This window comes from Anaerococcus sp., from assembly GCF_030825785.1.
Lineage (GTDB): Bacteria > Bacillota > Clostridia > Tissierellales > Peptoniphilaceae > Anaerococcus.
Genome location: NZ_JAPJPG010000044.1, coordinates 1 through 12,913 on the forward strand (window position 1 = coordinate 1; position 12,913 = coordinate 12,913).

The 12,913-nt window shown below is 37.6% G+C and carries 11 protein-coding genes; 10 read left to right on the forward strand and 1 reads right to left on the reverse strand.

Going from position 1 to position 12,913, the window contains the following annotated elements; all coding sequences use genetic code 11:
• The 10 genes from infB to recA form a co-directional block, all read left to right on the forward strand.
• Nucleotides 1-1,857, forward strand: a 1,857-nt coding sequence (gene infB / locus RCH56_RS06415) for a translation initiation factor IF-2 (RefSeq protein ID WP_306484151.1), incomplete at its 5' end; no start/stop codon positions are given.
• Nucleotides 1,857-2,243, forward strand: coding sequence for a 30S ribosome-binding factor RbfA (gene rbfA / locus RCH56_RS06420; protein ID WP_306484152.1), 387 nt, complete (start codon nt 1,857-1,859; stop codon nt 2,241-2,243). The genes infB and rbfA, both read left to right, overlap by 1 nt.
• Nucleotides 2,221-3,195 carry a bifunctional oligoribonuclease/PAP phosphatase NrnA gene (locus RCH56_RS06425; RefSeq protein WP_306484153.1) on the forward strand — a complete coding sequence of 325 codons (975 nt, stop codon included), beginning with the start codon at nt 2,221-2,223 and terminating at the stop codon, nt 3,193-3,195. The genes rbfA and RCH56_RS06425 overlap by 23 nt, the downstream gene beginning before the upstream one ends.
• Nucleotides 3,188-4,084: a tRNA pseudouridine(55) synthase TruB gene (gene truB / locus RCH56_RS06430; RefSeq protein ID WP_306484154.1), complete on the forward strand. Its 897-nt coding sequence runs from the start codon at nt 3,188-3,190 to the stop codon at nt 4,082-4,084. The genes RCH56_RS06425 and truB overlap by 8 nt, the downstream gene beginning before the upstream one ends.
• Entirely contained in the window at nt 4,059-5,018 is a 960-nt protein-coding gene (locus RCH56_RS06435; RefSeq protein WP_306484155.1) for a bifunctional riboflavin kinase/FAD synthetase, read from the forward strand. Before truB ends, RCH56_RS06435 begins: the two co-directional genes overlap by 26 nt.
• 80 nt (nt 5,019-5,098) lie before the next feature.
• Nucleotides 5,099-5,365, forward strand: a complete 267-nt coding sequence (gene rpsO / locus RCH56_RS06440; RefSeq protein WP_306484156.1) for a 30S ribosomal protein S15 — start codon at nt 5,099-5,101, stop codon at nt 5,363-5,365.
• 53 nt (nt 5,366-5,418) lie between these two features.
• Nucleotides 5,419-7,554, forward strand: a complete 2,136-nt coding sequence (locus RCH56_RS06445) for a polyribonucleotide nucleotidyltransferase (RefSeq protein WP_306484157.1) — start codon at nt 5,419-5,421, stop codon at nt 7,552-7,554.
• Between the two features lie 196 nt (nt 7,555-7,750).
• Nucleotides 7,751-10,063, forward strand: coding sequence for a DNA translocase FtsK 4TM domain-containing protein (locus RCH56_RS06450; protein WP_306484158.1), 2,313 nt, complete (start codon nt 7,751-7,753; stop codon nt 10,061-10,063).
• Complete coding sequence (gene pgsA / locus RCH56_RS06455) at nt 10,050-10,580, forward strand: CDP-diacylglycerol--glycerol-3-phosphate 3-phosphatidyltransferase (RefSeq protein ID WP_306484159.1); 531 nt, start codon at nt 10,050-10,052, stop codon at nt 10,578-10,580. The genes RCH56_RS06450 and pgsA overlap by 14 nt, the downstream gene beginning before the upstream one ends.
• A gap of 237 nt (nt 10,581-10,817) precedes the next feature.
• Nucleotides 10,818-11,861 (forward strand): recombinase RecA, encoded by a 1,044-nt coding sequence (gene recA / locus RCH56_RS06460; protein WP_306484160.1) that lies wholly within the window; start codon nt 10,818-10,820, stop codon nt 11,859-11,861.
• A gap of 48 nt (nt 11,862-11,909) precedes the next feature.
• On the opposite strand, the gene RCH56_RS06465 is transcribed toward recA, so the two are convergent.
• Nucleotides 11,910-12,913, reverse strand: a 1,004-nt coding sequence (locus RCH56_RS06465) for a DNA polymerase IV (protein ID WP_306484161.1), incomplete at its 5' end; no start/stop codon positions are given.

Below are 12,913 nucleotides of genomic sequence, written 5' to 3' on the forward strand. Positions count from 1 at the left end.
GATTTTGAAGAAGAAAAGCCTAAGAAAAAGAGAAAGAAAAAAAGTAAAAACAAGAAAACTTCCAAGGCTAACAAAAAACAAGCTGAAGAGAAAAAAGATGATGGAATAATAGAAATTCCAGAAACTGTAAATGTAAAGACTTTTGCTGACAAAATAGGACAATCTCCAAATTCTGTAATAGGAAAACTAATTGGTCTTGGGGTGATGGCAGGACTTAATGATCAAATCGAGTTTGAACAAGCAGAACTAGTTGCCCTAGACTTTGGTAAGGAGATAAAACTAGAAGAAGAGTACGATGCCATTGAAGAACAACAAGTAGAGCTAGACTATGAAGATAAGGAAGAAGACCTAGTAAGCAGACCTCCTGTAGTTTCTGTAATGGGTCATGTTGACCATGGTAAGACATCTATCCTTGATAAGATAAGATCAACAAGAGTTACAAGTGGCGAAGCAGGAGGTATCACCCAACATATCGGTGCTTCTGTGGTTGATATTAACGGTAAGAAGATAAGCTTCCTTGATACACCAGGCCACGAAGCATTCACAGAAATGAGAATGAGGGGAGCCCAAGCAACTGATATAGCAATCCTAGTAGTTGCAGCAGATGATGGTGTTATGCCACAAACTGTTGAGGCGATTAACCATGCCAAGGCTGCTGGAATACCAATAGTTGTAGCAATAAACAAGATCGATAAGGAAGTAGCTGACCCTAACAGAGTAAAACAAGAGTTAATGGAACATGGTCTTGTATCTGAAGAATGGGGAGGAGACACCATCATGGTTCCAGTATCAGCTTATACAGGAGAGGGTATTGACGATCTATTAGAGATGGTTCTTCTAGTAGCTGAAATGAGAGATCTTAAAGCAAATCCAAATAGACGTTCAGTTGGTATTATAGTAGAAGCCCAACTTGACAAGGCAAGAGGAGCAGTTGCTACAGTACTTGTACAAAAGGGAACCCTTCACGCAGGAGATTATGTAGTAACAGGATCTGCATCAGGTAGGATTAGAGCTATGTTTAACTCTATTGGAGAAGCAATCGAAGAAGCAACTCCATCAATGCCAGCCCAAATCCTAGGACTATCTGATGTTGCCGAAGCAGGGGATATGATCTATGCTGTAGAAGATGAGAAGCTTGCACGTGAATTTGCAGACAGGGCAGCAGAGTTTAAACGTAAAGAGCACCTTAAGGCAAAGGCTAATACCAACCTTGAAGATATGTACTCAGATATCGGTGATGGTGAGTTAAAAGAACTTAATATTATAGTTAAGACAGATGTTAAGGGAACAGTAGATGCTGTAAGCAATTCACTTGTGAAGCTTTCAAATGAAGAAGTTAAAGTATCTGTTATAGCAGGAGCTGTAGGAGGAATTACAGAATCAGACATCCTTCTTGCCCAAGCATCTAATGCAGTTATCATAGGATTTAACGTAAGACCAACCCAAGGAGCTTTGGAAAGAGCAAAAGATAATAACATTGAGATTAGAACATACTCTGTAATCTATGAAGCAATCGAAGATGTAGAAAAAGCTATCAAGGGTATGCTAGATCCAGAATTTAAGGAAGTTGTCCTTGGTAGGGCTGAAGTACGTGATACCTTTAAGGTTCCAGGAGCAGGAACAGTTGCTGGTGTTATGGTTACAAATGGTTCAGTTCCAAGAAGAGCAAGCATTAGACTTCTTCGTGACAATATCGTAATATTTGACGGTGATATTTCATCAATGAAGAGATTTAAGGACGATGCCAAAGAACTTGCAGGTGGTTACGAGGGAGGTATTGGCCTAAATAGATTCAACGATATCAAGGTTGGAGATGTCATGGAAGCCTATGAAATGGTTGAAAAGGAAAGAGATTAATGAATAAAAGAAGAACAGAAAGAATCTCATCTGAAGTCAAAAAGGAATTATCCAAAATTCTAAGAGATGACCTAAACGATCCAAGACTTAGCACAGAGGCTATGGTTACTATAACAGATGTTGAAGTAACCAACGACCTCTCTTACGCTGACTGCTACGTTAGCGTACTAGGTAATGCTACAAATAAGGAAGATGTAATTGAGGCTTTAGAGCAAGCAAAAGGCTACATCAAAATCCTTATTGGAGAGAGGATGAGACTTAGATCTATGCCAGAATTTAGATTCAAAATCGATAACTCAATCGAACACGGAGCTTACATGGATAAGCTAATAGCTGAAACAATTGCAAAGGATAAGAAAGCTAATGAAGAAAGAGAAAATCAGTAAAGAAAAACTCGATAAATTTAAAGAACTTGTCGATAACGCAGAAACAATTGCAATAGCAAGCCACATCAACCCAGATGGAGACAACCTCGGTTCTACCCTTGCCCTAAGAAAATCCCTAGAGCTTTACGGTAAAGATGTAGAGCTTCTGGCCAATGATACCATAGATGACTACCTACATTTCTTGCCGGAGAAGGAAAACTACAAAGAAGCTTCAAGGGATTCCTATGATCTCTTTATGATTTTGGACTGCTCAGAATTTGATAGAATTGGTGCGAGTTTAACTCCAATAGCCAAAGCTTCCAAAAATACCTTGGTTATAGACCATCACGTAGGAGGCGGAATAAATACAGACCTCAACCTAATCTATGATACAGCTCCTGCGACTTGCGAGCTTGTCTTCGAAATTATCGAAAGACTAGACCTTCCTATAGATAAGGATATAGCAAGTTTAATTTATACAGGACTCTGCACTGATACTAATAGATTCTTATATTCAAATGTAACAGAATACACCTTCTATGTTGCAGGAAGACTTCTAAGTCTTGGAGCAGATAGCGAATATATCTATAGAAACCTATATCAATCAAAACCAATGAAGGTAATGAAATTTCAAACAGAAGTTATCTCAAATGCTGAGTTTATGGACAAAAAAGCCTATTCTATTATCTCCAAGGACCTTGTCAAAAAACACGGAGTACAAATGGGAGATGCTGAAACAATCGTAGGCATGCTAAGAGATATAGACGAAGTTGGAGTATCTATGATTCTTAAAGAATACGACAATGGCGAATATAAGGTGTCCCTAAGAAGTAAGGATGTCGATGTAGCAAGAGTTGCCCGTGAAAACGGCGGCGGAGGACACATCAAGGCTAGTGGATTTTCTATATTCGATGATTCCCTAGAAGCTGCAAGCAAGAAGGCTATCGCTATCCTAAAGGAAATTGATGTATAGCGGCATTCTAAATGTGGATAAGGAAAAGGGCATATCTTCAGCGAGGGTGGTATCTCTCGTAAGGAGAGCCCTAAATCAGAAGAAGGTAGGCCATACAGGTACCCTTGACCTTGAGGCAAGTGGAGTCCTTCCTATTGTAGTCGGCAAGGCGACAAGGGTATCCGATTACATGATGGATAAGGATAAGACCTACGAATGCCTTATGGAATTTGGAAAAAAGACAGACACCCTTGATGCAGCAGGGGAAGTTATCAAAGAAAGCCATAAAACTTGCAAGAGGGAAGACTTAGAAGAAGTTCTAGAAAAATACAAGGGCGAGATAGACCAAATTCCTCCTATGTATTCTGCCCTAAAGGTGGACGGCAAGAAGCTTTACGACCTTGCAAGAAGTGGTAAGGAAATCGAAAGAAAGAAAAGAAAGGTCAAGATTTATTACCTAAAGCTAATTGACTTCGACTTTCCCTATGCCAAAATCTCCGTAACTTGCTCTAAGGGTACCTATATCAGAACTCTTGTAGATGATATAGGAGAAGATTTAGGGTGCTTGTCTTTCGTGAAAGAGCTTAGAAGGGTAAGGGTTGGAGACTTTCTAGTAGATGAGGCAGTTAAGTCTTCTGATATCTTAGAAATGGATAAGGATAAGCTTATATCGAAACTTGAAAGTGTAGATAAGTCCTTAGATAAGTTTCCGAGATTAGAGCTTTCTGATAATCTTTTCGATAAGGCCGTAAATGGCATGACCATAAAGATAGACGAAGAAATAGACGAAGAAGTTAGAGTATACTCGAGAAATGAATTTATTGGCTTGGCAAAGAGTTTTGAGAGTAGGGGCGGATATTTTCTAAAGATGGAGAAAGTATTTTATGATAGAGAAAATAAAAATATATGACCTAAATATGGACCTACCAGATCTTGAAAAAAAGGCGGTAAGTCTTGGAAACTTCGATGGAGTTCACTTAGGCCATCAAAAACTAATGAAAAATAATCTAGAAATTAGCAAAAAGTATGACCTAGAGCCTTCAGTCTTGTTATTTAAGGAAAACACTAAGCTAAGACTTAAGGATGAGAAAGAGTATATGACAAGTCTTGAAGATAAAATCGAGATTTTAGCGGAGATGGGGATAAATACCTTTTGCTTGATAGATTTTGATGAAAAGTTTATGAATCTTTCTCCAAGAGAATTTATAGCTGAAATTATTAACAAAAAGCTAAACGCATCCTACGTTATTTGTGGCAAGGACTACAGGTTTGGTAGGAAGGCCTCAGGTGATGTCGAAACTCTTAGAAAGCTTGAAGATGAATATAATTACAATACTTCAGTAGTTGAATTTGAAAAGGAAGATGAGGTAAACAAAATCTCATCCAATCATCTAAGAGATCTAATAAGAGAAGGAAATATCAGAAAAGTAAACAAACTACTTGGAAGAAATTACAAGATAAAAGGAAGGGTTGTAGATGGAGCCAAAAGAGGAAGGACCCTAAACTTTCCTACAGCAAACCTTAAGCTTAGCTTTAACTATGTCCTTCCAGTAGATGGAGTTTACTTTACAAAAATTAATATTGACGGAGCGTCTTTCTACGCCTTAAGCAATGTAGGTACCAACCCTACCTTTGATGAAAGCCATAGAAAGGTAGAGACCTATATTCTTGACTTTAATCAAAATATTTACGGTAAGGATATTTCTATAGAATTTCTAGAGTTTTTCCGCTATGATATCAAATTTGATAGCAAGGAAGCCCTGATAGATCAGATGAATTCAGATAAGGAAAAAGCCTATGCATATCTAGAAAATATTTTGCAAAAGGAAAATGAGAAAGTATAATAATAAACGGTACCTTTGCTAAGTAAATGATACCTCGACCTTTACTTGGTAAATGGCAAATATTATAAACGGAGGAAATTATGTTAAAAGCAGACGAAAAACAAGCAATAATCAAAGAATACCAACTAGAAGAAGGAGACACAGGTTCTCCAGAAGTTCAAATCGCAATCCTTTCAAGAAGAATTGCTGATCTTACAGAACACTTAAAGAGCAACAAAAAAGACCACTCTTCAAGAAGAGGTCTTTACAAAATGATTAGACGTAGAAAAGGTATGTTAAACTACCTAAGAGAAAATGATATTGATAGATATAGATCAATCATCGAGAGACTAGGTCTAAGAGGTTAATTATTGGCGGGGCATTCCCGCCTTATTTTATATAGAAAAATTTAGGAGTAAAGATGGTAAAGACTTACAAATACGAATCAAAATTAGGCAAAGATTTTGAAATTACTATTGGTAAATTCGCAGAGCAGGCCAATGGTGAATGCTACATAAAAAGTGGCGATACTTCTTTGCTTGTAACAGCAGTTGCAAGTGAGAAGCCAAGGGAAGGAATAGACTTTTTTCCATTAATTTGTGATTTTCAAGAAAAATTATATGCAGTAGGAAAGATTCCTGGGGGATTTCTCAAAAGAGAAGGAAAGGCAAGCGATGAGGCAACCCTTATTTCTCGTCAAATGGATAGACCTCTAAGACCACTTTTCCCAGAAAACTACTACAATGACGTACAAATCATAGCCACAGTTTTGTCTATGGATGAAGATAACCTCCCAGACCCACTTACAACAATTGGAGCTTCAATCGCCTTAGGTATCTCCGATATACCATTCGATGGTCCTGTTGGCGCTTGTATGGTTGGTAAAGTTGGAGATAAGCTAGTCATAAACCCAAACAAGGAAGAAAGAGAAAAATCAAGCCTCGAGCTTACTGTAGCAGGTAAGAAGGGTGCTATCAACATGGTAGAAGCTGGAGCAAAGGAGATTTCTGAAGATGAGATGCTTGAAGCAATGCTCCTTGCCCTAGAGGAAATTAGTAATATTTCTGACTTTATCCAAACCATAATCGATGATATAGGAAAAGAAAAAATCGAAGTAGCTCAAATAGAAGAGACAGAGCTTGATAGAAAGATTTCAGCTGATTTTGAAGAAGAAATCAAAAACTCAATCAGAACTACAGATAAGACTGAAAGAGAAGATAATATCTTCAATATTGAGGAAGCTGCTAAGGAAAAATATCTAGAAGAATATCCAGAAAGTGAAGATGAAATTCACAGAAGAATTGATAATATCATGAAAAAAGAAGTACGTCGTATGATTTCTATCGATAAGATTAGACCAGACAGACGTGATCTTACAGAAATCAGACCACTTTCTGCAGAGGCAGGCCTTCTTCCAAGAGTACACGGATCAGGACTTTTCCAAAGAGGTCAAACTCAAGTTCTATCTGTAGTAACCTTAGGCTCTCCTGCTGATGTTCAAATTATAGATGGACTTAATAGAGAAGAAATTCAAAAAAGATACATCCACCAATACAACTTCCCACCATTCTGCGTTGGAGATGTAAGACCACTTAGAGGACCAGGTCGTCGTGAGATTGGTCACGGACGTTTAGCTGAAAGAGCCCTACTACCAGTTCTTCCGGATGAAAAAGACTTCCCTTACACAATTAGAGTTGTATCAGAAGTATTATCATCAAACGGTTCAAGCTCTCAAGCTTCTATTTGTGGATCAACTCTTTCCCTAATGGATGCAGGTGTACCAATATCAAAACCTGTTGCAGGAATTGCAATGGGTCTTATCAAGGAAGATGACTCTATTTCAATTCTTACAGATATCCAAGGTCTAGAAGACCACCTAGGAGATATGGACTTTAAGGTTGCTGGAACTCGTGATGGAATCACAGCCCTACAAATGGATATGAAAATCGACGGAATAACAAGAGAAGTTCTAGAAGAATCTCTAAACGATGCTCACAGTGCTAGAATGAGAATCCTAGACGTTATAGAATCCGCAATTGATAAGCCAAGAAGCGATATATCTGATTATGCGCCAAGACTATTTACAATCGACATCGACCCAGAAAAGGTTCGTGATGTAATAGGTTCAGGTGGAAAGACAATCAACAAAATAATAGATGCTACTGGAGTGAAGATCGAAACAGAAGATGATGGACATATCACAGTTGCTTCAGAAGATGGCGAAAGCGGCAAGAAGGCAATTGAGATGATCAAATCTATCGTCACAGATCCAAAGCCAGGCGATATCTATACAGGTAAGGTAGTTAGGATTATGAACTTCGGAGCCTTTGTAGAAATTGCGATTGGTAAGGAAGGTCTCCTTCACATCTCTCAAATCGACCACCATAGGGTAGAAAAGGTTGAAGATGTCTTAAGCGTAGGAGATGAGGTCAAGGTAAAGGTAACAGAGATTGATAGACAAGGAAGAATCAATCTATCAAGAAAGGTCCTCCTAGAAAGACCAGAAGCATGGCCAGTAGACGAATCACCTTACAGAAAAGATAAAAAAGATAAGTAAGAGCACTTAAATAAACTGTTTTATATAGTAAAGGCTTTGACAATCCTAAAATCATCTAAGCTAGGCGATAGTATTTCTTCGCTTAGCTTTAAGAGTAGGTCTTTAGTTTATGTTTCATAAACATAGTCTCTAAGCTAAACTGTCATGGGCAGTTTATTTTTTATGCCTCTTAATATATAATTATAGAGAGGTGGATATGACTAGTAAAAATCAAAACAGAATCAGAAAAAAATCGAATAAAAAATCACCCAACAGGACCAAGGCTAAAAAGCCTAGGGAGAATAAATTTGATTTCAGGAGATTTTCTCTAATAATGATGGCAATCCAAGTCATTTTATTTATATTTATTTTAAGTTCTAATACCGGACTTATGGGAGATGTCCTATCAGATTTCTTTGCTAAAATCTTTGGAAAATTTGCCCTAGTTTTCCCAGTTCTTGTATTTATAAGTTTTCTATCAGAGCTTAGGGGAAGATTTAGAGAAAATATATCTAAGTTCTTGCTACTATATATTATATACTTACTTACCCTAGCATTGTTTTCTAGAGCTTTTATAAGAAATGAGCTTTCCTGGTCTGTCCAATATGCAGCAAGCCAAAAAACTGATGGGGGAGGAGCAATCGGTGGTGCAATTTCATTTTTCCTAGTTAATCTAATAGGAAATCTTGGCCTTTATATCCTTTATGGCCTTTCAATATTTGCTCTATTAATCGATATAAGTCCCCTAACTTATGGAGAATTTTTTGAGAAAGTTAAGGAAAGCTTTAGCAAATTAGGGCAAAATATAAAAGATTTGACCCTAAGAGCTAAAACCTCAATCGAGGAAAGAAAAAAAATACAGGAAGAAGAAAGAATCGAAGATAAGAGAGAAGACGATTTAGAAGAAAGGAAAGCTCCAGTAAAAGAAAATCCAATAAGTGTAAAAGAAAAAGAAGCTCCTAAAAAGGGAGAAGTAAAAAGAAAACCTGTCAAAAACTTCGACTTAGATAGCTTAGGCGATGCCAAGGTAAATAATTACAAGTCCCGTCAAGTTGAGATGTCTGATTTCAATGAAAGTTTTAGGAGAGAATTTGGAGATTATACTTATCCTTCCATCGATCTTTTGGAAGATATCAATGAAGATGGGGGAGTCGATGATCGAGAGATCAGAGCTCGAGCAGTAGCTATAGAAGAGACTTTAGATTCATTCGGCATAGATGGTAAGGTTGTACAAATTGATGTAGGTCCAACAGTAACTTGTTATGAGCTAAAGCCTCAAAGGGGAGTTAAGGTTAGTAAGATTGTAAACTTATCTGATGATTTGGCCCTTGCCCTTGCTACAAGCGGTATAAGAATACTCGCTCCAATCCCTGGCAAAAGCCATGTTGGAATCGAGGTTCCCAATGATAAGAAAGAAGTCGTTGGACTTAAGGAAATCTTATCTTCAGAAAACTTCGTCAAATCTAAATATACGATTCCCTTTGCCATGGGTAAATCTGTATCAGGTGATGTTGAAGTTTCAGCGATTGAAAAGATGCCCCACCTTCTGGTCTCAGGAGCGACAGGATCTGGTAAGTCCGTCTGTATTAATACCATCATCATGTCGATTCTCTACAAGCATTCGCCAAATGATGTAAAACTTCTCCTAGTAGATCCTAAGGTTGTAGAGCTTTCTATCTACAATGGAATCCCACATCTCATAATGCCAGTAATTACTGATCCTAAGAAGGCTTCTTCTTCCCTTTTCTGGGCCATTAGCGAGATGGAAAAAAGATACAAACTATTTGAGAAAAATCACGTTAGAGATATAGTTGGATATAAGAAGGCCCAAGAATCTGACGATTCTATGGAAAATCTTCCCTATATAGTAATCATAATAGACGAGCTTGCAGATTTGATGATGACTGTAGGAGCAGAAGTCGAAGATTATATAACAAGGCTTGCCCAAAAGTCGAGAGCTTGTGGCATTCACTTAATTATTGCGACACAAAGACCGACAGTCGATGTTATAACAGGAACCATCAAGGCAAATATTCCTTCTAGGATTTCCTTTGCAGTTACAAGTCAAATAGACTCTAGAACAATTCTTGATAGCCAAGGAGCAGAGAAGCTTTTAGGTAAGGGAGATATGCTCTACGCTTCAAGCGATTCTATGAGACCAACCAGGATTCAGGGAGCCTTTGTTTCTGATGATGAGGTAATAAGTGTCGTTAGAGAAATCAAAGAAGGAAACGAGACCAACTACGACGAAGATGCCATAGAGAAGGTAGAGGAAAACGTCGAAAGCCCAAGCGAAGCTTCAGATGATGAAGATGAACTAATAGATGAGGCTATCAAGCTTATAATTAACGAAAATACAGCCTCAGTATCCATGCTTCAAAGAAAGCTTAAGATAGGCTACGCTAGGGCTGGAAGGATAATAGATCAGTTGGAACAAAGAGGAGTAGTTGGCGGATATGAAGGATCTAAGCCAAGAAAGGTCTTAGTAGATAGGTCTTATTTAGAAGGAGAAGAAAATGAATTTAGCTAACAAAATAACCCTTGTAAGACTGTTTTTAATCCCGGTTTTTGTAATAATCTTTATGATTAGCGGAAGGGATATGAATATAGCAGCTATCGTCTTTATTATAGCAAGTCTTACAGATGCACTAGATGGTCATATAGCAAGAAGCAGAAACATGATAACGAACTTTGGTAAGTTTACTGATCCCTTGGTAGATAAGGTCCTAACCATGGCAGCCTTCTTGGTACTAGTAGAAGATAATACAATACCTGCTTGGCCTGTTATAATAATAATCTCAAGAGAGCTTATAATCACAGGATTTAGGACTCTTGCGGCAGATTCTGGAATAACAATTGCGGCAAGTATGTGGGGTAAGGCAAAGACAACAAGCCAAATGATATCATTAGTAATGCTTTTACTAAATGTACCTAGTCTAAATAAAGCTGGAATCTTTGTCTTCTATATAGCTGTAATTCTCACGGTAATATCTGGAGTGGACTATATAGTTAAGAATAAAAAAGTCCTAGACTTGGAAAATATATAAAAGCTTTAGGAAGAAAAATAGAATAATATTGAAAATATTAGCTTTTGTAAATAATAGTTCCATCATTAAGCTAAGAGTCAAAGCATTCTTAAAAGGACGTTGACCTGTAAGCTTGTGATAGAAAAGATTTTATTTGCGAAAGCTTCTTTATTTTGTATAATGCTTTAAGAAAATTAATAAAATGATATAATAATAGTAAGATTTTGTACAGATTATATAAATAGTAGAGGAGAGTTTATGGATAAAGATAAGCAAAAGGCCTTAGACCAGGCTTTTAAAAATATAGAGAAAAAATACGGTAAGGGAGCCATAATGAAGATGGGTGAAGCTCCTAGAGCTTCAGTATCAGCTATTCCAACTGGAGCAGTCAACCTCGATATAGCTTTAGGTATAGGTGGAATTCCTAGAGGAAGAGTGGTTGAAATTTTTGGACCTGAATCATCCGGTAAGACAACCCTTGCCCTTCATATAGTTGCAGAAGATCAAAAGCAAGATCAGACCTGTGCTTTTATCGATGCCGAGCACGCTCTAGATGCAGAATATGCAGAAAACTTGGGAGTTGATATAGATAACCTAATCCTCTCTCAACCAGATACTGGAGAGCAAGGTCTGGATATAGCTGAAAGTCTTGTAAGAAGTGGAGCGGTTGACCTAATAGTAATCGACTCAGTTGCAGCCCTTGTACCTAGAGCAGAAATCGAAGGAGAGATGGGAGACAGCCACGTCGGTCTTCAAGCGAGACTTATGAGTCAAGCTCTTAGAAGACTAACCGGTGTAATTGCAAAATCAAACACAACAGTGATTTTTATCAACCAATTAAGAGAAAAAGTCGGAGTTATGTTTGGATCTCCTGAGACAACACCAGGTGGTCGTGCCCTTAAGTTCTACTCATCAGTAAGACTTGATATCAGAAGGATAAAGACAATCACCCAAGGAGATAATTCTATAGGATCAAGAACTAGGGTTAAAGTTGTCAAAAACAAGGTAGCTCCTCCATTCAAGGTAGTAGAATTTGATATTATGTATGGCAAGGGAATTTCCAAATCTGGAGTATTGCTCGATACGGCTGTAGATATGGACATAGTTGATAAGGCAGGATCTTGGTTCTCCTACAAGGACGAAAAGCTCGGCCAAGGTAGGGAGAATGTCAAAGATCTCTTAGAAGAAAATCCAGAACTTATGGCCCAAATTGATGCAGAGGTTAGAAAGAGCATAATTCAAGCCCAAGAAGATGGAGATGAAAATACAGAAGAAGACAAAAAAGAAGAAGAAAAGAAATAAGAAAAATAAGAAGACCCCAATTTCCAGAATGCGGATTTTGGGGCCTTTTTAGTCTAGGAAACTTAATTGATTTAGTTTTCTTTCTTGAAGATTTGATAGGGATATGCCAATTAGCCTTAGCATCTCGCCCTTGTGGAGGTCTTCTAAGAGACTTAAGGCTTCATTGTAGATATCTTTTGCCCTATAAATTGGCTCTTGGAGGGTAATAGACCTAGTGTGATTTTTGAATTTTGCATCTTTTATTTTTAAATTTACGGTTTTTCCTTGAATATTTTTGATGTCCATCTCATCTTCTATAAGCTCAGATAAGTTTTTTAGATAGGAAGTGAGAATTGCTATATCATTGGTGTTTTGGGCAAAGGTCCTCTCTTTTCCTATACTTTTTCTAACCCTAGAAGGATTAATCTTCCTATCATCAACTCCCCTTATGACATGATAGATATAAGCTCCTTGCTTGCCAAAATTATCGATGAGGTATTCGTAGTCAAGTTTAAGGAGGTCCTCTACCTTATAGATGCCTATTTTATTTAATCTCTCGCTAGTTTTCTTACCTATGCCGTGGACCTTATTTACAGAAATATCAGGTAAGAAGTAATCTAAGTCTTCTTTTCTAATTTGAGTTATCCCATGGGGCTTTTGCCAATCGCTTGCAAGCTTTGCTAGAAATTTGTTGTAGGATATACCGATAGAAATACCTATACCAGTTTTACTTAAGACTTCGTCTTGAAGCTTTCTAGCAAGAGTTTTGGGAGAATCTGTTTCTACAAGTAGATAAGCCTCATCTACAGAAACTTGCTCCATTAGCTTAGCATATCCTTTTACAAGAGAAAAAATTTCCTTGGACTTTTCTCTGTAATATTTGTGATCTACTGGCAGAAGAATAAGATTTGGGCAAAGTTCTTTCGCCATAAAAACAGGCATAGCCGAATGAAGGCCATATTCCCTTGCCTTGTAGTTAGCAGTTGTTAATATAGACCTATTACTAAGGCCACCAACAGCTAGGGGCATATTATTAAATTGTGGATTTCTTAAAATTTCACATGATGCATAAA

Excerpts from the sequence above, each read along its gene's own strand:
- RCH56_RS06450 (WP_306484158.1), top strand. The coding sequence starts at position 7,751 with ATGACTAGTAAAAATCAAAACAGAATCAGAAAAAAATCGAATAAAAAA.
- RCH56_RS06445 (WP_306484157.1), top strand. The coding sequence starts at position 5,419 with ATGGTAAAGACTTACAAATACGAATCAAAATTAGGCAAAGATTTTGAA.
- truB (WP_306484154.1), top strand. The coding sequence starts at position 3,188 with ATGTATAGCGGCATTCTAAATGTGGATAAGGAAAAGGGCATATCTTCA.
- RCH56_RS06425 (WP_306484153.1), top strand. The coding sequence starts at position 2,221 with ATGAAGAAAGAGAAAATCAGTAAAGAAAAACTCGATAAATTTAAAGAA.
- recA (WP_306484160.1), top strand. The coding sequence starts at position 10,818 with ATGGATAAAGATAAGCAAAAGGCCTTAGACCAGGCTTTTAAAAATATA.
- pgsA (WP_306484159.1), top strand. The coding sequence starts at position 10,050 with ATGAATTTAGCTAACAAAATAACCCTTGTAAGACTGTTTTTAATCCCG.
- rpsO (WP_306484156.1), top strand. The coding sequence starts at position 5,099 with ATGTTAAAAGCAGACGAAAAACAAGCAATAATCAAAGAATACCAACTA.
- RCH56_RS06435 (WP_306484155.1), top strand. The coding sequence starts at position 4,059 with ATGATAGAGAAAATAAAAATATATGACCTAAATATGGACCTACCAGAT.
- rbfA (WP_306484152.1), top strand. The coding sequence starts at position 1,857 with ATGAATAAAAGAAGAACAGAAAGAATCTCATCTGAAGTCAAAAAGGAA.